This is a genomic window from Flagellimonas alginilytica, from assembly GCF_042134605.1.
Taxonomy (GTDB): Bacteria; Bacteroidota; Bacteroidia; order Flavobacteriales; family Flavobacteriaceae; genus Flagellimonas; species Flagellimonas alginolytica.
Map to the genome: position 1 here is coordinate 912,039 of NZ_CP169638.1, position 22,538 is coordinate 934,576.

Sequence of the window (22,538 nt, forward strand, 5' to 3'; positions counted from 1 at the left end):
GCACATGTCCCGGTCATTTAAAACACTTGTGGCTGCACTATTTGTCCTAGCCGCAGCCTGTAAAAAACAGAACAGCACCGAAACCGACAATCTTTTTAAGTTCAAGGATTACATCAGCTACCATACCAATGGGAACCAAAGCATTTCCAAACCAATCACCATTGTATTGGCACAACAATTGGATCAGTTTGAATTGACCCAAGAGTTACCATCGGACTATTTGAAAATTTCACCTAAAGTGGATGGAAAGCTAGTGATTGAAAATGGTAGGGAACTTCTATTTCAACCTTCGGAATATTTAAAACCAAACACAGAATACACCCTTAATTTGAAGCTCAACAAGCTTTTTGAGGATATTGATAGTGAATTCAAAACTTATACCTTCAGTTTTAAGACCATCGCACCCAATTTTAGGATCAATTTGGGTGATCTGCAATCCTATAACAAAGATTGGCAATACCTTACCGGTACTTTGGATGCTTCGGATATATTGGACGCATCCAAGATAAACTCGGTACTATCCGTAAAACAGGGAGAAAAAAACATCCCTGTAAAATGGGACAATACCGATGAAAACGCACAGTATTTTAGCTTTAAGATAGATAGTATATCCCGAAAAACAGAGGACAGTGAACTCGCTATAAATTGGACCGGTGATGCATACAATATCGACAATAAAGGTTCGGAAACTTACACCATACCGGGTAAAAACAAGTTTGTGATCATTGATGCAAGAACCACATCTGCACCCAATGCCGTACTGACCCTAAATTTTTCGGAGCCGTTGCAACAAGACCAAAACCTCAATGGTCTGGTAACCATTGAAAATGCAGAAAGCCTTCGGTACGAAATCAACGGGAATGTACTGAGCGTTTATCCTTCCAATAGGATTTTGGGAGAGGTACGCATAAACGCTTTTCAGGGAATTAAGAGTGAATACGGTTTTACGCTTAAAAACGATTTTTCGGAACTGGTCTCTTTTGAGCAATTAAAACCAGCGGTCCGTTTAATTTCGAAAGGTACGATCCTACCCAAAGCAAACGCTACTCCCATCTATTTTGAAACCGTAAACCTTTCTGCAGTAGAAGTTCGAGTAATACAGGTGTATCAGGACAATATGCTCCAGTATCTTCAAAATTACGACCTAACGGAAAACTACAGCCCGGATTTTAGACCTGTTGGTCGCCGAGTGGCCTACAAAGTGATTCCCTTAACAAAGAAAGGCAACGAAAACAACAGTTATTGGCAAGCCCACGGATTGGATTTATCCGAATTGATAAACGTGAACCCGGGATCATTGTACCGCGTAGAATTCAGTTTCAAAAAGGAACACACCACTTACGATTGTGGAGAAGCAGCGTCAACCGAAGAATCCGTCAATGACTATACTTTGGAACAAAGTTCGGACGATGAATCACTGGAAGAGCAATATTGGAACAACGAAATATACAATTATAGAAACTACAACTATAATTGGCAAGAACGCGATAACCCGTGTCATTCGGCCTATTACAACTACGATAGGATAGCTGCAACCAATTTATTGGGCAGTAATCTGGGATTAATTGTTAAAAAAGGGAATAATCGCTCTCATCATTTTGCAGTAACTAATTTGCTCACTACCCAGCCGGTGGCCAATGCAAAAATAAAACTCTACAATTACCAACAACAACTTGTCGGGGAGGTTACAACAGACGCTTCCGGCCTTTCGGTGTACGATAGCGATAAAGGTATCGCCTTTGCGGTTGCCGAAAGCAACAATAATTTTGCATACGCCAAGTTATCGGACGGCAATGCACTGTCCCTTAGTAAATTCGACGTGTCCGGCGAGCAACTTCAAAAAGGATTAAAAGGCTTTCTTTACACTGAAAGAGGGGTTCACCGACCAGGTGATGTGATCCATTTAACATTCGCTTTGGATGATAACGCCAACCCATTGCCCCAAGGACACCCAGTGACCCTGGAAGTAACCGATGCTCGGGGAAAACTGGTACAGCGCAACGTTTTAAAAGAAGGAAATACTCCCGTTTCCGATAATCTGTACGCCAAAAAAGAAAAGAATTTTTATTACTTCCCCATCCCAACAGATGCAACGGCATCTACCGGAAATTGGTCAGCCAAAGTAATAGTGGGAGGTGCCCAATTCAATAAAACCTTAAAAGTGGCAACGGTAAAGCCCAACCGTTTAAAAGTGGATTTTGCTTTTGATGATGAAGTACTCGAAGCCAACACCAATAATCAAGGTAAGGCCACGGTAAAATGGTTGCACGGCGCTCCGGCCCGCAATCTTAAAATCGACATTAACGCCACTTTGAGTCAAACGGCAACCGCTTTCCCCAAGTATAAAGATTTTATTTTCCAAGACCCCGCTCGCACTTTTAATGAAACCGAGTTACAGTGGATTTCTTCCAAATTGGATGCGAACGGTGTGCTCAACATCAATAAGGAAATTAATGTAAACGAAAATGCCCCGGGCATGTTGAAAGCCACCTTTACCACCAAGGTTTTTGAAGGAGGAGGAGATTTTTCCATTGATGTGTTTTCGAAAAATCTGGCTCCATTTTCAAACTTTGTGGGCCTTCGTTCGCCTGAAGCAAAACAATACGGTTCATTTTTAACGGATGAGAACAACACCTTTGATGTGGTGACTGTTGATGCCCAAGGTAACCCATCGGGCAACCGAAAATTAAAAGTCCAAGTATTTAAAATTGAATGGCGCTGGTGGTGGAACCGCGGTTACGATAATCTTTCGCGCTACGAAAACGCTACCGTTCATCGTCCATTTAAAGAAATGAGCCTAACCACGGGAAGTAACGGAACAGCCAACTTCAACATCAATATTCCCGACGAGGAGGGTGGACGCTACTTGATTCGTGTTATTGACGAGGTCTCCGGCCATGCGACAGGACGTACCACCTATTTTTACCGAAATTGGTGGCGCAGACCTGCCACAGCCGATACCGAAAGTTCAAAAATCTTGATTTTCTCCACCGATAAGGAAAAATATACCCTTGGGGAAGAAGTAGCTGTAACTTTTCCCTCCGACACTAGAAGCCGAGCCTTACTAAGTATTGAAAACGGTACCGAGGTACTCTCCCAACAATGGATAGAAACCTCAGCCAAAGAGACTAGAGCTACCATTCCAATTACGGCTGAAATGGCACCCAATGCCTACATCAACATATCACTTTTACAACCACACAGCAAAGCCAAAAACGATCTTCCCATACGATTGTACGGGGTTGTTCCTGTTATGGTAGAAAATCCGGCCACCTTGTTGAAACCACAAATCGATATGCCCGAGGTACTGGCACCTGAAAAACCCTATAAGGTCACAATTTCCGAAGCCAACCAAAAACCTATGACCTATACCTTGGCCGTAGTGGACGAAGGACTATTGGATTTGACCCGTTTTGCCACACCCGATATTCACAGTTCGTTCTATGCCCGACAAGCCTTAGGTGTAAAAACCTTTGATATTTTTGATGATGTCATGGGGGCGTACTCTGTTAGCGCAGATAATATATACGCCATTGGTGGGGGAGGTATTGGAGCAGGAGCCAAAAATCGTAAAGCACAACGTTTTAAACCCGTCGTCACCTATTTGGGTCCATTTTCCTTAAAGGCAGGGGAAAAAGTGTCGCACACCATCGATATGCCGAACTACGTGGGTTCTGTTCGTACCATGGTGGTTGCAGGAAACCCGAACAGCGCTTATGGCAATGCCGAAAAAACAGCACCCGTTCGTAAACCTTTAATGGTTTTGACCTCTATTCCTCGAAAATTATCACCTGGTGAAACCGTGACCATTCCTGTTACGGTTTTTGCCATGGAATCCAAAGTTAAAAACGTAAAGATCAGTATTGATGCAGGAAAAGCATTGGAACCTATCAACGGTACTTCAAAAAACATCACTTTTGATGCCGTTGGGGAGCAAATCGTGAATTTCGACTTTAAGGTCAACCCGGCAACATCGTTCCAGACGATAAAAGTGACCGCTTCGGGGGCTGGCGAACGTGCCAGTAACGAAACCGAAATTGACGTGGAGAACCCAAATCCAGTGACCACAAAAAGTGAACTCTACACCTTGGAAGCCATTGGCTCACAGATCATTTCAATGGAGACTTTTGGGACATCGGGCACAAATGAGGCCTTCATCGAATTCTCCACTCTCCCTCCCATGGATTTCTCCAAGCGTATGGATTATTTGTTACGATACCCACATGGCTGTGTAGAACAGACTACTTCGGCAGCATTCCCACAATTATTTTTGGGCGATGTATTGGATATCACTTTTGACAAAAAGAAGGCTATCGAAAAAAACATAAAAGCCGCTATAACACGCCTAGGCGATTTTCAAATCCCGAATGGAGGATTGAGTTATTGGCCCGGGTACGGGAATGCCGATGATTGGGGAACTTCCTATGCAGGCCATTTTATGTTGGAATCCAAAAAACAGGGCTACCAGCTCCCATTGACTTTCTTGAGCAATTGGTTACGTTATCAAAAAAACGCCGCTCGCCAATGGAGTAATCAGGCGACTTATTATAACGATGATGTTTCGCAAGCCTATCGTTTGTACACATTGGCATTGGCGCAACAACCAGAACTGGCCGCAATGAATCGCTTGCGTGAAACCGTAAATCTTAGCAACGAGGCCAAATGGAGATTGGCAGCAGCCTATGCGCTGGTTGGCAAAAAAGAGGTAGCCCAAGCTCTAGCACAAAAGGCAAACATCAACTTTAAACCCAATAATTACAATTACAGAACCTATGGTTCAGTTTTCAGAAACCGGGCAATGGCATTGGAAACCATGGTAATTTTAAACGACTCCCAACAACGGGAATTAGCTGTTTCCTTAGCCAAAAATTTATCATCACAGCAATGGTACAGCACTCAAGAAACAGCATTTGCCCTCTTGGCCATGTCCAAAATGGTGGCTAAAAACGGTGGGAAGTCCCTTGACCTTACTTTTACCAATAACGGAAAAAGTATAGCGGTAAAAACAGATAGGGCCATAGCGCAAAGGGAACTCTCCGTAACCAAGTTCAAAGAAGAAATTGAAATAAAGAACAACCAAGGCAATACTATTTATGCCACACTGACCCAATCAGGAAAATTGCCCGTGGGTGAAGAATTGGCGCAACAACAGAACCTAAGGTTAAGCGTAAACTATGTAGATCCCCTTGGTAATTCCATCAATGTGGATGAACTTAGGCAAGGAACCGAATTCCAAGCACAGGTCAGTATTTTAAACAGTTCGGATGATTATATCGACAACATTGCACTCACCCATATTGTGCCCAGTGGTTGGGAGATTGTGGATACCTCATATGCAGGGGAAGGCAATGCAAACACTTCCGCAGCGGATTATGTGGATACCAGAGATGATAGAACCCACTTATATTTTGACTTGGGCGCCAAAAAATCCAAAACCTTTATCATCAAATTGAATGCCTCTTTCTTGGGTGAATATTATTTGCCAGGTGCCCAAGCAGAAGCGATGTACGATAACAACTATCAAGCCCGAAACAAAGGAAAATGGGTAAAAATAGTTCAGTAACCTTGCATGAGTGAATTTTTAGCACCAGTAAAAAGAATCCTAGTCGACCATAAAATCAAGCCCAGTCTTCTGGGCATCATTTTGGTTTTATGGTTGTTTTGTCTGCCCAAAACCCTCTTCAAAGACCCGACCTCAACCGTTGTGGACAGTTCCGATGGTTTCCTTATCGGAGCACGCATCGCGGAGGATGGCCAATGGCGCTTCCCACAAATTGATTCTATCCCGGAACGCTTTAAACAAAGTGTTTTGCTATTTGAGGATGAATACTTTTATCAGCATCCCGGTTTCAATCCTATATCTATTTTAAAAGCCATTGGACATAATCTCACCAAAGAAACACGGCGGGGAGGCAGCACAATTACACAACAGGTTATCCGATTGAGCAGAAAAAACCAAAGTAGGACCTATTGGGAAAAGCTCATCGAGGTATTTATGGCCACACGGTTAGAATTACGCCACTCTAAGGAAGAAATTTTGGAACTCTACGCATCTCATACTCCATATGGAGGCAATGTAGTAGGATTGGAGACAGCGGCTTGGCGGTATTTTGGAATTCCTGCACATGAATTAAGTTGGGGTCAATCAGCTGCTTTAGCGGTTTTGCCCAATGCCCCTGCCCTCATCTTTCCAGGAAAAAACGAACAGGCTTTTTTGGACAAGCGAAATCGTTTATTAAAGAAGCTATGGGATAAGAAAATCATCGATAAAACCACGTACCAATTGGCCGTAGCGGAACCCTTGCCACAAAAGCCTTTCCCCTTGCCCAATATAGCGCCCCACCTTACCGAGCGCATCCGACTCGAACATCCAGGCCAACGAATCACCACATCTTTATACAGACCCTTACAGCAACAACTGAATACTATGGCCGAAAAACATTACAGGCAGTTGCAAAGCAACGAAATACATAATCTGGCCATTTTGGTGCTCGATGTGGAGACCCGCAAAGTAATCGGATATGTGGGAAATTCACCATCCGGGGAAAAGCACTCCAATTATGTGGACATCATCACCAAGAAAAGAAGTACCGGCAGTACGTTGAAGCCCTTTTTATTCGCTTCGCTTTTGGATGAGGGCCAATTGTTGCCCCATACGCTTGTGGAAGATGTCCCGACCGTAATCAATGGGTACCATCCGCAGAATTTTGATTTAAAACATGCAGGTGCGGTGCCTGCGAGCAAAGCGTTATCACGCTCTTTAAATGTACCGGCTGTTCGGTTGTTACGGGAATATGGGCTTCAAAAATTTTACAATAAGCTCCATAAGATGAATATGGAATCCTTGGATAGGCCTTCTTCCCATTATGGGCTGTCCTTGATTCTCGGGGGTGCGGAAAGCTCCCTTTGGGAAGTAACCTCCACCTATGCCTCCATGGCCTCCAGCCTGAATTATTTTTTGACACATTCCAGCACGTACAGGAGTCGGGAATTTACCGAAGCTACTTATTTACATCATGAAACAATGGATTTTGGCAAAGAACAATTTGACCCCCTGGTTTTTGGCGCAGGATCTATTTTCAGCACTTTCCAATCAATGTATGAGGTCAATCGGCCCGAGGGTGACGAAAATTGGCAGTTTTTCGATTCCTCTCAACCCGTTGCTTGGAAAACTGGAACAAGTTTTGGTTTTAAGGATGCATGGGCCGTTGGTGTCACCCCAAAATATGCCATCGGGGTTTGGGCGGGCAATGCCGATGGGGAGGGAAGACCTGGGCTAACCGGAATCACAGCAGCTGCACCCATACTATTTGATGTATTGGCCGCACTACCACAAAGTAGTTGGTTTCAAAAACCTTTAGATGATCTTGTGGAGATAGAGGTATGTGCCCAAAGTGGCTTTCGTGCTTCGGTGTATTGCGATGACATCAAAAAAGAATGGGTGCCTACCCACGGTACACGAAGTCGCCCCTGCCCCTATCATCAGCAGGTGTTTTTAGATAAGTCGGAATATTTTAGAGTTAACTCCGAGTGCTACCCGTTAGAAGACATGGTAGCTAAAAATTGGTTGGTGCTACCTCCCATTTTGGAATATTATTATGCTTCTTCGAATCCAAACTACAAGCCTTTGCCTCCTTACATGGAAGGTTGTTCTGCATTGGAAAACAATTTGATGGAATTTATCTACCCCAAACCTTATGAAGCTGTGCTATTACCAAAGGATTTAGGCGAAAAAAGAATGGAAATCATTCTCAAACTGGCCCATCAACAATCCAATGCCATCATTTATTGGTATTTGGATGAATTGTTCATTGGCAAGACCGAAAATTTCCACGAACTTGTTTTACCCATCGATGCTGGGGAATATATGTTGACGGCCGTTGACAATCAAGGAAATCGGATTCGGCAGCAAGTGAAAGTACGTTCCGCTTCGGGCGAATAGTTATTTCTTCCGCATAAAAATGGTCATCGGAACGCCGGTAAAATCAAAATTCTGCCTGATTTTATTCTCCAAAAACCGTTTATAGGGATCCTTCACATACTGCGGCAAGTTGCAGAAAAATGCAAATTGCGGGTACGGTGTGGGCAATTGGGTGCAAAACTTGATTTTTACATACTTCCCTTTAGTGGATGGCGGAGGTGTTTTTTCAATGATGGGCAACATGATATCGTTCAATTTACGAGTAGGTATTTTTTTGGAACGATTATTAAACACCTCTACAGCAGTCTCGATTGCCTTAAATATTCGTTGTTTGTTCAATACGGATACAAAGAGAATCGGCACATCTTCGAATGGAGAGATTACCTCTTTTATTTTGTTAGTGTACTCCTTTACCGAATTGGTCTCTTTTTCCACCAAATCCCATTTGTTCACCAAAATCACGATTCCCTTATTATTGCGCTGCGCGAGCCAAAATATATTCTGTACCTGTCCGTCGAAACCCCGGGTGGCATCGAGCATTAAAATACATACATCGCAGTGTTCAATGGCACGAACGGATCGCATTACGGAATAGAACTCCAAGTCTTCCTTTACTTTGGATTTTCTACGGATACCTGCCGTGTCCACCAAATTGAACTCAAAGCCAAAACGATTATATTTGGTATCGATACTATCGCGGGTGGTCCCTGCAATATCGGTAACGATGTACCTATCCTCGCCTATCAGTGCATTGATAAAGGATGATTTCCCGGCATTTGGTCTACCTACGACCGCAAATCGGGGCAGTTCGCTTTCTTCTTCCACATCATCTGGAAGAACCTCCACAAGGGCATCCAGCAATTCACCTGTACCGCTCCCATTAATACTTGAAAGTGTGTAATACTCACCCAATCCCAAGGAATAAAATTCCACGGCATCGGCGATACGTTGGGTATTGTCCACTTTGTTTACGGCCAAAAAGGTAGGCTTATCCACCCGGCGAAGCAGTTTGGCCACATCCTCGTCCATTCCTGTTACCCCCGATTCCACATCTACCATAAAAATAATGGCATCAGCTTCATCAATGGCCAGTTCTACCTGTTTATCGATCTCTTTTTCAAAAATATCGTCGCTGCCCACCACATAACCTCCGGTGTCGATCAAAGAAAATTCTTTGCCGTTCCAATCACTTTTCCCATAATGACGGTCGCGTGTAACACCGGAAACAGCATCCACAATTGCTTCACGGCGTTGAATTAGTCGGTTAAAAAAGGTGGACTTCCCAACATTGGGTCTTCCTACAATGGCTACGATAGCTCCCATCAGGTTTAATTTTTGGCAAAAATACCATTTATTATGAAGAAAAAATGATACCTTTTTTGATCATTTTCAAATGATTATGAGCGACCTTACCAACGAGATTGTCTTACGGCCCCGTTTTCGCCTGTCCCTACGCACCGAATTAGAGCAGCTGGAGCAGGTTTTTGATGGGATAAATAATTCATCTTTTGACATTAAAAGGCTTGATGAGCATATTTTTATCAAGTTTAAAAAACCGGAGACCACCTTTTGGACCCCCCAACTACATTTGGAGCTTTCTTCTTTTGAAAAAGGAGTGAGCAACATACGGGGCGTGTTCGGGCCCAATCCTACGTTATGGACTTTTTTTATGTTCCTACATTTTGGGGTCGGAACCCTTTTTATAATTATGGGAATTTTTGCCTATTCCAACTATTCTTTAGGAAAAGATATTACCCTATGGTTGGTGGGCATGTGCTTTTTGGTCGTGATTTGGTTCGCGCTCTATGCTTTTGGCCGCTTGGGAAAATCCAAGGGAAGAGGACAAATGGAACAACTAAAACAGTTTGTAAGGGATGCTATTGCTCCTTTTGAGCGAATCAGCAACGAGGATTAACCGTTGTAACCAAAGCGCCTAAGTTGTTGGGAGTTGCTTCGCCAGTTTTTGTTCACCTTTACATATAGTTCGATGTGCACTTGTTTGGCAAAGAATTTTTCGAGGTCTTTTCGGGCCTCTACACCTACTTTTTTGATGGCACTCCCCTTATGACCTATAATAATACCTTTTTGGGTATCCCTCTCCACCATGATCACTGAACGGATACGGATAATGTCTTCGTCCTCCAAAAACTCTTCAGTTTCTACTTCTACAGAATACGGTATCTCCTTTTTATAGTGCAGTAGGATTTTTTCACGGATGGTCTCATTAACAAAAAAACGTTCCGGTTTGTCCGTAATCTGATCTTTTGGATAGTATGGAGGTGCTTCGGGCAATAAGTCCAAAATACGGTTAAAAACTTCGGTCACATTAAAATTTTCCAAAGCGGAGATAGGATGTATTTCGGCATTGGGCAGCTGCTCTTGCCAGTATTGCATTTGGTCTTCCAACTTTTGCTGGTCAGATGTATCAATTTTATTGAGGAGCAATAACACTGGTATTTTACTGTTCTGTATTTTTTTAAAGAAGGACTCATCTTTAAGGGCCTTTTCCCCTATTTCAACCATGTAGAGCAATACATCTGCGTCCTCAAAAGCGGATTTTACAAAGTCCATCATAGACGTTTGCAGCTCGTAGGCGGGTTTGATGATACCGGGCGTGTCGGACAAAATCATCTGAAAATCATCACCGTTCACAATTCCCAAAATACGGTGCCGTGTGGTCTGCGCCTTTGAGGTAATTATTGATAATTTTTCACCTACAAAGGCATTCATCAATGTTGATTTACCCACGTTGGGGTTACCGATAATATTTACAAATCCAGACTTATGCCCCACCTTTTTTTCTTTTTTCAAAATATTGTTTGGATGCTGCATTTACCCTTGGTGCAAGATAAAGTACTGCAATCATGTTGGGTATTACCATTAGTGCATACGAGAGATCGATCAGATTTTTTACCAAGGTCAACGATGCAATCGAAGCAAAAACGATCATTACCACAAAAAATACATTGTACCATTTTCCAATCTTGGCGTTCGTCAAAAATGAAAGACTTTTAACTCCGTAGTACGAATAGGTAAATAGGGTCGACAATGCGAATGCGGACACAATGACCATCAACAATACATCACCTATACCATATAGTGTTGTTTCGAAAGCGGACATGGTCATTACAATACCACTGCCATCCTCAAGGTAGGCTCCGCTCAAGATAATTACCACCGCGGTAAAGGTACATACTAAAATTGTATCGATAAAGGGACCCAACATGGCAACCAATCCTTCTTTGGTGGGCTCGTTGTTTCTGGATTGTCCGTGGTACATAGGCGCACTACCCAAACCTGCCTCGTTGGAGAACATGGCTCTTCGCACCCCAACGATCACCAATCCCCAAAAGCCACCTGTGACCATGGTATCGAAATTCCAGGCCTCCACCAAAATCATTCTTAGGGCGGGCCAAACTTCTCCTGCATTACTGGCCATTACAAAAATTACCGCCAAAAGATATACTCCTACCATAAATGGTACAATGGCCGATGCTACTTTGGCTATTTTGCTCAGTCCCCCAAATATTACGATGGATGTAACAATTGCCAAAAAGAATCCTATACCCAACTTCCAATTGTACTCACTAGTTGCCCAAATGGTTTCGTGCGGCTCCACCACGCCCATAAAAGCTTCGGTGAACTGATTGGCGGTAAATACGCCCAAAAAGCCGAACAATCCACAAATACTAAAAAAAATGGCCATGGGCCTTGCCCATTTGCCCATCCCTTTGGTTATGTAAAACATGGGGCCTCCTTGCATATGCCCATCCGAATCGGTTCCGCGGTACATTATGGCCAAACTTCCGGAATAATATTTTATGCCCATTCCCAAAAGGGCCGTCATCCATATCCAAAAAACCACACCCGGACCTCCATCGTGTATAGCAATGGCCACCCCGGAAATATTTCCGAGCCCCACAGTTGCTGCAACTGCTGCCGATAACGCTTGGAACGAACTTACATCTCCCTTGGCATTCTTGTCGTCGTATTTGCCGGATACTACAGCAATGGCGTGGCCAAAATGCCGAAAGGGTACAAACTTTGAGTAAAAGGCCAAAAACAATCCGCCACCTATTAGCAATATTAACATGGGCCACTCGGTGTATGGCAAAAGTGATGCGATAAAATCGTTGATTGCGTCCATAAAGTAAAAATGTCCAATTTATGGATTTTGAACGGATTGCCCCTATTGAATACAGGAATATTAATTTTAGTTTGGAAAAGACAGAAAAACGGTTGTATATTTGCCGTCCACATCGCGGGGTAGAGCAGTAGGTAGCTCGTCGGGCTCATAACCCGAAGGTCGCTGGTTCGAGTCCAGTCCCCGCTACTAGAGCAGGCAAGGCCTCCGAGAAATCGGGGGCCTTTCTTTTTTACCATGGGTACAGAATAGGTACAGAATCCAAACTTTTTTATTTTGGCACAAAAAAATTGGTGTTTTTTGGTGGATTATGAATTAGGGAACAAGAAATCAAAGACAATAACCTTGGTAAAATTGGAAAAAATGCAGTTCTATCTAAAGGAAATCACAGTTTACTTGAACTTTAGCGACTCGGTTTGAGCTGTCTATTATCTTTCATAGCAATGATCGTGACCTTATCTTCTTTGAAAATATAATAGACGGTAGTGTTTTTATGGACGACAGCTCGTCTTAACGATTTCTGTTTTTGTGATTCCGGATAAAGCGTTGGAAAATTGGATACAGTATTCTCAAATTGCCTCAAAAGTTCCTCAAATCTTACTATTTCCTTTCCGCTGAACCTTTTTTTAGATATGCTTTAATCTCCAATGCGTTGGATAACGACCTTTCGGTCCATTTGACCTCATACTGTTTAACCATTGGCCAAGCCGTTCCAAAAATCTTTTGAGCTCATCGCCAGACCCTGCTCAAAGTCCCGTATTCCTGAAAGAATATTTACCCTGTCACTTTCTGTAAGTTCATCCCACCAGTCACCTGACTTTCCCTCACTTGAAAGTTTTACCGAGTTCAAAAGCCCTAAAATCGTATCATCCTTTAGGGACTCTATCCAACCTACCAGTTCTTTTTTTGTGGATTTTGATTCTGACATGTTCATTGGAATATCACTTTGATATAAAGTTACAAAAATCGTGCTACACAGCAGATAAAAGCTTTTTGTGAATCGTTTTTTTGAACTATTAATTATTCAGACTGCCTTAAGGAGCTATTATTTCTCATATATTTTATTCCTTTACTTTTTTCCACATTTTGGAGCAGAAAGCAAAATAATTTAAACCATTTGGATACTCGAATAGTTCTGATAAATCATGAGAAGTGTCTTCTATTGTTATTAGCTTGTTTATAATACCATTTTCCTTTAAATATGAATTAATTATCCAACTTCCTCTTCTATCTGCTTCAAGAACAAATCGATCTTCATTGCCAATGTACATCTGAATCCCGATACTACTATTTATAATGCTTTCACGATTTTTGGTAACCGATTCTTTTAAACCTTCAATTGTATAATCACTCACATAGGAAAGGGATACAATCGAAGAAAACTTATTGGGATAGTTTACAGCAAAATTAAGTGCACCTGCAACCCCTCTAGAATGACCAATTATCGAGATTTTAGAGCTGTCCATTGTGCTATTGAATTTTTCATTGCAATATTTCCTTAATTCATCTTCTGCTTCGCTTGTGATCATATTTACATTTTCATCGCTGTACCATTGCATATCACGGGTGTTTTCTCCTCCTCTTAAAGCAATCACAACCATTTCTGGTATGGCTCCAGTTTTGACCCAATGGTTTAGACTGTCCGCAGGCAGGGCATCAACAAAGGAATATTCACTTCCATTTTGACCATGAAGTAATATAATTAATGGATATTCTGTTGAACTATCTTTGGACCAAGTTGGAGGTAGATATACATTGAAATCCACATTTCCCCTACTTTCACTTTTGAAAGAAGCATGTGTGTAAACGCCCGTTTTCAGAATTAATGTGTCGGAAGACTTATGACTAATAGTCTCAAAATCAGGTAATGTTGCACTGGCTAACCTGAAAATAGAAAGTAAAGAAACAAGAAGTATCAATTTATACTCTTTCATCGTTTTTTTGAACTTTGGTTATTATTCACTGAGCTCAATTCGGTTTTCATTTTGTTATCGAATCCCATAGTTCCACAAAAAAGGATTTCTTATTAGACACGAACCAAATTAAAGTAAATATCATAAGTATTGCTACACCGATATTTCCGACAAAAATCCGATAACTATATGGGCTATTTTTAGTTGGTTTTCGATACTTGACTGTTCTATAAATCCAGTAGACCATTAAAAGTTCCAAAATGATAAACTCTAAAATATACATCAATTGAAAATCTGAGTTTTTCTAGGACCAACGATATTATTCAGTTTGATTTCAATTCTCTGATGATACATTAGCAGATTAGTTTAAATCGTTTATTTAAACTTTGATATTGTTGAATACATCAAATTACTAATTCGTTACCATTTGTTGATTCAGAAAATCTGAGACGTCTTCAAAATAATTGTACAGACTTTTATATTCCTCTTCGCCAGGAATCCAACTTGCAAACTTCCAATACCTCCATTTTTGATTCTTAGAATCGGGCGGAATGATTAGAAAATATTGTTCTTCATCAATTCCTCCAATCAGGATGCTCCTCTTTAATTCTTCTCCAGTTTCTGATATACCATCCCTAGTCCAAATTTCAATTAGTTCGTTATCGATATTTTTTAAATAATCAACTCTTTCTATCGGCAGAAAAGTTGGTTCAACATCATTTGGCGCTGCAAACCCATTCGAGATTAATAAGAAATCTTTGTAATCACTCGGAAATTCAACATTAAGCCTTTTTTCCACCTCCGAAATTCCCGACTCACTAGATGGCTCATTACCCAGCCATTGATTATCCACTTGACTTATTGTGAACTCAATATCCTTTAACTTTAATGCCGTATCCGATATTTGAGATAGTAAGCTTTTCATAGGTTGAGCCTTTTATGGATATCGTTTATTTGAACTTTAATTGTTGTCCAACCACCATTCAATTACCTGATTAGATAATAACTCATATTCTTGTTTATCTATGGAAAATCCATAATTAATTTGATAGCTCATTGATATTTAAAACATCTATTTTGATTTGACTAACATTTAAGTTGAAGATGCTCCATTTTTTTTCCGCACAATAGCTTTTCTCCAACTTTTACAAACCCTAATCGCTGATACAATTTACTGGCACCAGTATTATCTAAATCCACCAGTAAACCTAACGTTTTCTTATCTTTAATTGCATATTCAGTGATTAAATATTTTAGCAGATTTGAACCTATGCCCTTTCCTTGAAATTTAGGGATTACACCTAAACTATCAATGTACAGTTCACCTTTTTCCGTCTCAATTTCAGGAGTAAAACCATTTTGGGACCATTTATTTATTTCATATAACACAGGTGTTCTCAACCTAAGAAAATCGGCGCCTTTATAAACATTGACGACGCCTACTATCTCCTCACCGGAAACTGCAACCCAACAATTCTCATATGAATATTGATTTGCCTCTTTTCGAACCAAACCTACCAGAAAACAACTTGCCTTGTCCATTGAGTCCTCCCCAATGAATTTATAAATTATGGTATCCATTGCAAGCAATAAAATATTCGTAATCACTTTTGAATCTTCCTTCCTAGCTCTTCTAATCGTCATGTTATTTTTCTATTTGATACTCAAAAATTTAATGTCTTTTCTTTGGCCGATGTCAAAAACAATGGTATGGTACCTATTGAGGTGCAGGCCAAAAATTCCAAGATTGGAATAATGTGCGAAAACTAAGTTTTAAATGAGTCATACCCTTTATTCACAGTCAAAACCAACAAGTCACATGTTAAACTGATTCTTACCTTAATAAGGTCGTCAAGATTTGTTTTAATTACATTGCTTTATCAATAATTGCAGGTTTTAAATGATATTGCTGATAACATAGGTCAGCAGTATTTAATTTAAATGGACTAGAAAACAATGAATCAATCGATTGCACTTTTCACTTAAAGCAATTAAATAACTACTTCTAAGTTTTTTTATTTTCTGTAATCAGTGGGAGTTATACCTGTTTTCTCCTTAAATAGTCGGCTAAAATATTGGGGGTATTCAAATCCAAGTTCAAAGGCAATTTCGGAAATAGATTTGTTAGTGGCCAAAAGGTTTTGTTTGGCTTTTTGAATAAGCTGAAAGTGTATATGCTCTTGTGTACTTTTACCGGTCAGGGTTTTAAGTGCATCACTCAAATAGTTGGGTGAGACATGTAAAGCTTCAGCCAAAGAAGCTACGGTAGGAAGTCCTGAATCTATTAAATATTTCCTTTCAAACCTATTTTTAACCTCACTCTGAAAACGATAAATTAAACCAGAGCTTGCGTCATTTCTTGTTATAAATTGTCTACCATAAAAACGGTTAGCATAGGTAAGCAATAGTTCTATGTTACTTAATACAACCGACTTACTGTAAGTATCGAACTGCTTATTATATTCCGAGTAAATATTTTCAAAAATTTGTTCCAGAAGCATTTCTTCACTTTTGGAAAGATGAAGTGCCTCGTTGACATCGTAATCAAAAAAGCCGTAATTATCAATCAACTCTGACAAGGGGTGTCCAAATAGAATTTCCCGATGGAAAAAAAGAATCCAACCAGAGGATCCAAAGGTAACATCCCTATCATAGGAAATTAATTGCCCTGGAGCAGAAAAGCCCATAACCCCCTCTTGAAAATCATACTTTTCTCTTCCATATTTCACATAACCATTCAAATTCCGTTTTAACCCTATGGAATAGAAATCATAACTCATGGAAGTCGGATATTTATCTGGTAATTTCGGTATTTCTTCCAAACGAACAACCATAATCAAAGGGTGGTTCAATGGTTTCATACCTCCCATACGTTGTAGTTCAAAAATGCTTTTTATATTGACAACTTTGTCCATGTTATTTTATTCGATCAGCAATAAATTATGCACCCCTCTTGTCAAATGAATTCGGCAACCAGTTTTCACTAGTTGGTCATTTTTCAATTCCCAAAAGTCAATCCAACCTTGCTTAGGGAACTCCTCATCTTGTTTTTGATAAACAGCAACAGCAATAGAATTGCTCTCCAAATCAAAAATTGCATCTTCTGGCAAGGCACCTTCAAAGAGGTATTCTTTGCCCAAAGTGGTCAAAACCCCTGAATCCTTGTCGATTTTCACCAAGGACAAAGATGCATTTTTACGGGCCGGTACAAACCACATTTTCTTAGGTCCATAAGTTCTACGCATATTTGCAACCACAGCGTACTTCCCATCTCGGCTAATGTCAAACCCTTCAGGGCTTAGGCCTACTTTAGTGGTTGATACAATTTTGTGATTACCATTTGAGTTGAAGTTTATTGAAATCAATTTTCCTTTTCCGTTAAAAATTGCACCCATTGTACCATTGCCCCAGGCCACGTCTGTCAATATAAAAAAGTTTCCTGATGGATGCCAATTTCCGACACTCCACCTTTTTGCAACCTCCATGGACTCACCGATTTGTTCAATATTAATTAAAGAGTCTTTTTTATTTATCCGATAGAAAACTAGATGGGTATTGTTAAGATTTACCGCGATAATGTTTTTGGTTGGATGAAATTCAATAGTCCTAATTCCTGAATTGTTATCTTTTTTTCTTAAAATATCAGGGTTTGAAAAATAAAAACGTGACGTTATTTTACCTTGTACCAGAGTTGCAATCATAATTTCTTTGCCAGGTTCCGTGGTACCCGACACCAATAAATCCGAGCTTGCGTTGATGGACACTCCTTGAATATTCTCACCCACATCAATCGATTGAACCAAATTAGGATGATTAGGATCGTTATAATCTACAACTGATACTTTTCTTCCTTGGGGCAAATCTTTCCAAACATCATCTACCACCTGTTCAGGTTTTTCAAAAATACCTCGCGTTTCGGCAATATAAGCTAACTTGACATTTGAATTCCAAGCAATGATTGATGGCCAAGAAATAACGGAGTTAGATACTGATTTTTGACTTACCATTATCGGTTTTCCATTTACCACCTTCACCAAACTTAAAGAATCTTCAATTCCATTTACTTTATTCAATATACCATCCGCATAAGCAGTGGCCAACATATCCGCATCGGATGTTGCAAGAATACTTCCCATAAATGAAGATTGCATTTCTTGGTCCTGAATAATATTTTGGCTGTATCCTATGTGCCAAATAAAACCAAATGCTACTGAAATAAAGATGCCTGTAATAGTTATTTTCGTGATTTTTTTCATTTAAAAAAGATTTAGATTCTCCAACCAATTATTATTCCTGGATTAGGCAGTACCGAATTCAGTTTAAAAGTTTCATCCGCCAAGATTGCTTCACCTTCCCCGAGTATAAATATTGCCCCTAGGTATGGATGAATCATCAAACCCTTCTTGCCCCATGGATACCAACAATAACCTACAATTGGTGACATAAATGAATCATCAACGGACGCTTCGAAACCATTGAATTTAATTGTCCATTCTTCATATCCAATTCGAACACCACCATAGAAACCTTCTTTGTCCATATTCAAATAATATCGTACCTCTGTGCGGATTAAGTAACGTAGCCGAACCTGTTCCAAGTTTTCTCCATTTTTGAAAACAGTTTCTTTTAAATTTTCATTGGTATAGGTAAGTCCCTCTACACTAGAACCAAAACTGAAATGGCTATTTGGTTTAAAGTATGATGCGCCGATTGAGTAACCATCGCTCAACCAATAAGGAATTGATGACTCTATGGATAATCCACCTGTTCCATCTTGGGAATGGATTTTATTATTTAACAGTAAAAACATAAAGGAAATAGTTAATGCTATTATTTTTTTCATGCGATTTGATTTGAATAATTAATAAACCAAAATTCGTACTCATGAATAAGTAAACTGTATACAAAACACGGATGTTTGTATACTAATTCCATAAAAGTGATGTACTCAAAAAAGGATTACCAATTTCTTGTCCCTACATTAAATTGAATCAATGTTTACTTAAGGAATCTAGGAACTAATTTTAGCTAACTGATTATTTGAAAAATTCTACACAGTAATAGGGTAAAAAGAATGGAAGAACTATTAACTAGTTTTATTTAAAATTTAACTACGCAAGCTTTTAAGGTTAGTTTGTACTAAATCAAAAATTAAATCTATGAATACAACAAAAATAGTTTATTGGATTTCTACTGGATTGATGTGCCTTATCTTTTTATATAGTGCGGGCATGTATTTATTAAACTTTAAGCAAGTTAGCCTATTCTTTGACCATTTGGGCTTTCCAAGTTGGCTAATTTATCCTTTAGCTATTGCCAAGGTATTGGGTGTTGCCATTATTCTTATTCGTAGACCTATATTTTTAAAAGAATTGGCATATGCTGGCTTCTTTTATGACGTCCTCTTGGCAATGGCAGCACATATTTTAGCTAAAGACGGTGCTTACTTGATGGCAATTCTGGCATTCCTTTTTATTGCTGTTTCTTGGTATACTGACCGAAAAGTTTTTATAAAGAAAAACTAAAACAATCAACGTAAGCAAGGGCATTAAATTCAAGAATAGTTTTATTTATTTGATAATATTCAGGTTAGTTTTGATAGATAACCAATATTGCGTTTTTGAAAATATTTTGAGTTGGATATTTACAATTCAAGAATTGTAAATATCCAAGAAATTGCCCAAACAGCTAACCCACCTAAACCAGGTTCACTTGATAGTTCTTCAATCCTTTTTAGTCAAAAGAAGTTTTATATCCCATAACTGATGGATAATATTCCAAGAGTAAAAAGTACAATTCTGATAAACTTTCTAGTCATTCAGTTTAAAAATAATGTCAAGCATGAGAATATCACATTCTCCATCTACTATCTTGTTATCGTTTAGTTGAACTTTAGTAACGCTATTGCTTATACACGTTGTTGTGGCACGTTTTTATTCGTACACAGCTTGTTCAGCAATTTCTCGGTTATTTTCTAAATCCGATTTAACGCTGTCCAATTTCATTCCGATTGTCATAAGTGGAACCTTTCCAAGAGGTAACCTAAGTGTGGGGTTTTCAGAATAAACCAAGTCAATAATTGCTTTTGACGCTTTTACAGGATGTCCTTCTTGTTTTCCATCAACTCCTTTCAGTTTGGTTCTAAACGCTCCTGCCGTATTCGAATAATCATCAATTACTTTTTCGGCTTCTCCAAGTCTGTTTCCAGCAAAATTTGTTCTGAATGGTCCTGGTTCAACTATCAAAACCTTTATTCCAAGGGGCTCCACTTCTTGTGACAAAGCTTCGCTAAAACCTTCCAATGCAAATTTACTCGCGTTGTAAATTCCGAAACCTGCAAACGCCTTAATTCCACCATGTGACGAAATCTGTATTATGTGTCCGTTTTTCTCATTTCGCATATGCGAAAGAATTGTCTGTGTCAATTTCAACGTTCCGAAAAAATTTGCTTCAAAAACCTTTCGGGCTTCTCCCATTGACGTTTCTTCAATTGCACCTACAAATCCAACACCAGCATTATTGACCAAAACGTCAATTCTTTCGAATTTCGAGATTAATTTTTCTACATTTCTTTCGATACTTTGTTCATCGATAATGTCTAAAAGTACTGAAAACGCTCTATTGGAATATTTCTCGTTGAATTCGTCAACTTGGGATTGCTTGCGAAACGTGCCGATGACGAAGTCGCCTTTTTCAATTACGGATTTGGCAAGTGCTTTACCCAAACCGCTCGATATACCTGTGATTAACCAAATCTTGCTTTTCATAACTCTTAATTTATAAGTGAGTATAATTTTTCTTTTTGGAAATAGCTTGCTATCAAAAATAGTATGGTCGGTAGCAACCAAATGCCGTTGCCAACAAAGTCATGTGCAACGTGAAAAGCAGCTATATTGAAAATTACAGGAAGTAGTATTAACCAACCCACAATTTTTGTTTTTTGGATAGCTAATAAAATTCCACCAATAATTTCGGCAATGGCAACAACTACAAATAGGTATGTTGAAAACATTGTTCCTATAAATTGCTGAGCAGTAGGGTCAGTTGGTGGTTCTACAGGAATAAAACCAAGAAACTTGTTAAGTCCAAAAACGACCATTAAAACTGCCAGCAGCCAATTTGAGATGTTTTGAATTGAGTTTTTCATTTTGACACATTTTTTAAATGGTTAATTATTTCAGAAGCCTCAACACGGTTTCTGTAATCGCCACCTAATGATTTTGCGAAAGAAACGGTTGAATCCTTTTCGATGACGAATACCGCAGGTATTGGCAATTCTCTTGAATCGTCCGAATAGTGAGCGTCAAAATCAAACCCGAGTTCAGTCATGGTATTTACTGGTGCATCGGCATTTTTGAATACGGTTGTATATTGTCTTGCCACCATATTACCATTGTCGCTCAAAACCTCAAAGTTGAGTTCATTTTTTTCTTTTACGTTTAGAGATTCATCTGGCGTTTGTGACGATATTGCAACTAATTCTGCTCCTAAATCGTGAATCTCGTCCAACGACTTTTGATAATGTGATAATTGCAAATTGCAGTAAGGACACCACGAGCCTCTGTAGAAGGTAAGGACGACTTTTTCTTTTTTTAGCAACTCTGAAAGTCTTACGGTTTTGTCTTTGGCATTTGTAAGAGAAAAATCGGGTGCTTTCTCGCCCTCTTGCAATTTCAGAATGGAATTGTGGTTTACTTGAAGACTTTCTGCATCGTTGTCAAATATTGCGAGTGCCTCTTTTGGAAGCATATTTCCTAAATTATCTCGCAAGTCTTTTAAGTTTTCTTGATAGGATTTTTTTTCTGTGTTCATTTTAATTTGTTTTTTGTGAAGTCAAAATCGACACTACAAAGGTGTGGCAATGTGCCAGCTTCAAAAATGAACTGGATTAGGAAATAGTCTTGAAGTAGATTAAGATTTTGAAGCGAGGTCTCTCCTTATCTTAGAAAGAAATTCGGGTGTAAAGCCTAAATATGAAGCGATCACTTTTTGCGGTACACGCTTAATCATATTTGGATAGCGATTGAGTAATTCCAAGTAGCGTTCTTCTGCTGTTAAGCTCAAATTGGATAATGCACGCTTTCTTGAAAAAGCAAATGCTCTCTCCGTTGTAATTCTAAAATATTCGCTCAAGGCGTGGATTTCTTTGCAAAGTCCTTCTATATCGTCATAGGTCATTTGAAGTATGGTTGAATCTTCTAAAGCTTCTACAAAAAGGGTTGCGGGTGTCTGTGTTATGTAGCTGTAAAAATCACTTACAAACCAATCCTCAAGTGCAATTTGAACGGTGTGTTCTTTGCCTTCGTCATCTATAATATAAGAACGAAATGCTCCTTTCACAACGTAGTTTCGGTATTGACAAACGTAATTCGGTTGGTCAATAAACTGTCGTTTTTTGACTTTCGTAGTTCGGATTATGCCAATAAATTTTTCCGTTTCCTCTTTGGTAAGAGTAACGTGTTTACCAATGTTTTCTAATATGCCTTCGTATTGTTTCAATGTTTTTTCAAATGTGCCACAACTTGTTTATATAAACACAAAATACATCTATATACATCAA

At 39.5% G+C, this 22,538-nt stretch carries 18 protein-coding genes and 1 tRNA gene; 5 read left to right on the forward strand and 14 right to left on the reverse strand.

Annotation, left to right across the window (positions count from 1 at the left end):
- Positions 1-4 precede the first annotated feature (4 nt).
- Together ABTP35_RS04100 and pbpC are read left to right on the forward strand one after the other, a co-directional pair.
- The gene (locus ABTP35_RS04100; protein ID WP_293293683.1) at positions 5-5,563 is read left to right on the forward strand and encodes an MG2 domain-containing protein; all 5,559 of its coding nucleotides are present in this window, start codon (positions 5-7) and stop codon (positions 5,561-5,563) included.
- Positions 5,564-5,569: 6 nt separating this feature from the next.
- Positions 5,570-7,942: a penicillin-binding protein 1C gene (pbpC, locus tag ABTP35_RS04105; protein ID WP_293293681.1), complete on the forward strand. Its 2,373-nt coding sequence runs from the start codon at positions 5,570-5,572 to the stop codon at positions 7,940-7,942.
- Here pbpC and der read toward each other — a convergent pair whose 3' ends face one another.
- Positions 7,943-9,244, reverse strand: a complete 1,302-nt coding sequence (gene der / locus ABTP35_RS04110; RefSeq protein WP_293293679.1) for a ribosome biogenesis GTPase Der — start codon at positions 9,242-9,244, stop codon at positions 7,943-7,945.
- Positions 9,245-9,320: 76 nt separating this feature from the next.
- Between der and ABTP35_RS04115 the strand changes: the two genes are divergently transcribed.
- Positions 9,321-9,836, forward strand: a complete 516-nt coding sequence (locus ABTP35_RS04115; protein WP_293293677.1) for a GTP-binding protein — start codon at positions 9,321-9,323, stop codon at positions 9,834-9,836.
- Here ABTP35_RS04115 and era read toward each other — a convergent pair.
- Both era and ABTP35_RS04125 read right to left on the reverse strand, forming a co-directional pair.
- Positions 9,833-10,714, reverse strand: a complete 882-nt coding sequence (gene era / locus ABTP35_RS04120; protein WP_293299150.1) for a GTPase Era — start codon at positions 10,712-10,714, stop codon at positions 9,833-9,835. The genes ABTP35_RS04115 and era overlap by 4 nt on opposite strands.
- Entirely contained in the window at positions 10,704-12,068 is a 1,365-nt protein-coding gene (locus tag ABTP35_RS04125; RefSeq protein ID WP_293293675.1) for an amino acid carrier protein, read from the reverse strand. The genes era and ABTP35_RS04125 overlap by 11 nt, the downstream gene beginning before the upstream one ends.
- A gap of 113 nt (positions 12,069-12,181) precedes the next feature.
- Here ABTP35_RS04125 and ABTP35_RS04130 point away from each other — a divergent pair.
- Positions 12,182-12,254: transfer RNA gene (locus ABTP35_RS04130), tRNA-Met, on the forward strand.
- 502 nt (positions 12,255-12,756) lie between these two features.
- Here the strand turns inward: ABTP35_RS04130 and ABTP35_RS04135 are convergent.
- The 7 genes from ABTP35_RS04135 to ABTP35_RS04165 all read right to left on the reverse strand — a co-directional run bounded on the left by ABTP35_RS04135 (position 12,757) and on the right by ABTP35_RS04165 (position 18,821).
- The gene (locus ABTP35_RS04135) at positions 12,757-12,993 is read right to left on the reverse strand and encodes a hypothetical protein (RefSeq protein ID WP_252080629.1); all 237 of its coding nucleotides are present in this window, start codon (positions 12,991-12,993) and stop codon (positions 12,757-12,759) included.
- Between the two features lie 133 nt (positions 12,994-13,126).
- Complete coding sequence (locus ABTP35_RS04140) at positions 13,127-13,999, reverse strand: esterase family protein (RefSeq protein ID WP_252080630.1); 873 nt, start codon at positions 13,997-13,999, stop codon at positions 13,127-13,129.
- Between the two features lie 391 nt (positions 14,000-14,390).
- Positions 14,391-14,903 carry an SMI1/KNR4 family protein gene (locus ABTP35_RS04145; RefSeq protein WP_252080631.1) on the reverse strand — a complete coding sequence of 171 codons (513 nt, stop codon included), beginning with the start codon at positions 14,901-14,903 and terminating at the stop codon, positions 14,391-14,393.
- A 161-nt stretch (positions 14,904-15,064) separates the two neighbouring features.
- Positions 15,065-15,622: an N-acetyltransferase gene (locus tag ABTP35_RS04150; protein WP_252080632.1), complete on the reverse strand. Its 558-nt coding sequence runs from the start codon at positions 15,620-15,622 to the stop codon at positions 15,065-15,067.
- A 371-nt stretch (positions 15,623-15,993) separates the two neighbouring features.
- Positions 15,994-16,893: an AraC family transcriptional regulator gene (locus tag ABTP35_RS04155; protein WP_252080633.1), complete on the reverse strand. Its 900-nt coding sequence runs from the start codon at positions 16,891-16,893 to the stop codon at positions 15,994-15,996.
- A 6-nt stretch (positions 16,894-16,899) separates the two neighbouring features.
- On the reverse strand, positions 16,900-18,234 hold the full coding sequence (locus ABTP35_RS04160) for a hypothetical protein (protein ID WP_252080634.1): 1,335 nt from the start codon (positions 18,232-18,234) through the stop codon (positions 16,900-16,902).
- Between the two features lie 11 nt (positions 18,235-18,245).
- Positions 18,246-18,821, reverse strand: a complete 576-nt coding sequence (locus ABTP35_RS04165; RefSeq protein ID WP_252080635.1) for a hypothetical protein — start codon at positions 18,819-18,821, stop codon at positions 18,246-18,248.
- A 316-nt stretch (positions 18,822-19,137) separates the two neighbouring features.
- On the opposite strand from ABTP35_RS04165, the gene ABTP35_RS04170 reads away from it, so the two are divergent.
- Positions 19,138-19,503: a DoxX family protein gene (locus ABTP35_RS04170; protein WP_252080636.1), complete on the forward strand. Its 366-nt coding sequence runs from the start codon at positions 19,138-19,140 to the stop codon at positions 19,501-19,503.
- A 408-nt stretch (positions 19,504-19,911) separates the two neighbouring features.
- On the opposite strand, the gene ABTP35_RS04175 is transcribed toward ABTP35_RS04170, so the two are convergent.
- The 4 genes from ABTP35_RS04175 to ABTP35_RS04190 all read right to left on the reverse strand — a co-directional run bounded on the left by ABTP35_RS04175 (position 19,912) and on the right by ABTP35_RS04190 (position 22,477).
- Positions 19,912-20,745 (reverse strand): oxidoreductase, encoded by an 834-nt coding sequence (locus tag ABTP35_RS04175; protein ID WP_252080637.1) that lies wholly within the window; start codon positions 20,743-20,745, stop codon positions 19,912-19,914.
- Positions 20,746-20,750: 5 nt separating this feature from the next.
- On the reverse strand, positions 20,751-21,125 hold the full coding sequence (locus ABTP35_RS04180; RefSeq protein ID WP_252080638.1) for a hypothetical protein: 375 nt from the start codon (positions 21,123-21,125) through the stop codon (positions 20,751-20,753).
- Positions 21,122-21,790: a peroxiredoxin-like family protein gene (locus ABTP35_RS04185; protein ID WP_252080639.1), complete on the reverse strand. Its 669-nt coding sequence runs from the start codon at positions 21,788-21,790 to the stop codon at positions 21,122-21,124. The genes ABTP35_RS04180 and ABTP35_RS04185 overlap by 4 nt, the downstream gene beginning before the upstream one ends.
- A gap of 99 nt (positions 21,791-21,889) precedes the next feature.
- Entirely contained in the window at positions 21,890-22,477 is a 588-nt protein-coding gene (locus ABTP35_RS04190) for a Crp/Fnr family transcriptional regulator (RefSeq protein ID WP_252080640.1), read from the reverse strand.
- Positions 22,478-22,538: the final 61 nt, after the last annotated feature.

Coding starts and splice junctions, on each gene's coding strand:
- ABTP35_RS04175 (WP_252080637.1), bottom strand. CDS start 20,745: ATGAAAAGCAAGATTTGGTTAATCACAGGTATATCGAGCGGTTTGGGT.
- pbpC (WP_293293681.1), top strand. CDS start 5,570: ATGAGTGAATTTTTAGCACCAGTAAAAAGAATCCTAGTCGACCATAAA.
- ABTP35_RS04180 (WP_252080638.1), bottom strand. CDS start 21,125: ATGAAAAACTCAATTCAAAACATCTCAAATTGGCTGCTGGCAGTTTTA.
- ABTP35_RS04150 (WP_252080632.1), bottom strand. CDS start 15,622: ATGACGATTAGAAGAGCTAGGAAGGAAGATTCAAAAGTGATTACGAAT.
- ABTP35_RS04185 (WP_252080639.1), bottom strand. CDS start 21,790: ATGAACACAGAAAAAAAATCCTATCAAGAAAACTTAAAAGACTTGCGA.
- ABTP35_RS04170 (WP_252080636.1), top strand. CDS start 19,138: ATGAATACAACAAAAATAGTTTATTGGATTTCTACTGGATTGATGTGC.
- ABTP35_RS04160 (WP_252080634.1), bottom strand. CDS start 18,234: ATGAAAAAAATCACGAAAATAACTATTACAGGCATCTTTATTTCAGTA.
- ABTP35_RS04155 (WP_252080633.1), bottom strand. CDS start 16,893: ATGGACAAAGTTGTCAATATAAAAAGCATTTTTGAACTACAACGTATG.
- ABTP35_RS04115 (WP_293293677.1), top strand. CDS start 9,321: ATGAGCGACCTTACCAACGAGATTGTCTTACGGCCCCGTTTTCGCCTG.
- ABTP35_RS04125 (WP_293293675.1), bottom strand. CDS start 12,068: ATGGACGCAATCAACGATTTTATCGCATCACTTTTGCCATACACCGAG.
- ABTP35_RS04100 (WP_293293683.1), top strand. CDS start 5: ATGTCCCGGTCATTTAAAACACTTGTGGCTGCACTATTTGTCCTAGCC.
- ABTP35_RS04140 (WP_252080630.1), bottom strand. CDS start 13,999: ATGAAAGAGTATAAATTGATACTTCTTGTTTCTTTACTTTCTATTTTC.
- ABTP35_RS04135 (WP_252080629.1), bottom strand. CDS start 12,993: ATGTCAGAATCAAAATCCACAAAAAAAGAACTGGTAGGTTGGATAGAG.
- der (WP_293293679.1), bottom strand. CDS start 9,244: ATGGGAGCTATCGTAGCCATTGTAGGAAGACCCAATGTTGGGAAGTCC.
- ABTP35_RS04165 (WP_252080635.1), bottom strand. CDS start 18,821: ATGAAAAAAATAATAGCATTAACTATTTCCTTTATGTTTTTACTGTTA.
- ABTP35_RS04145 (WP_252080631.1), bottom strand. CDS start 14,903: ATGAAAAGCTTACTATCTCAAATATCGGATACGGCATTAAAGTTAAAG.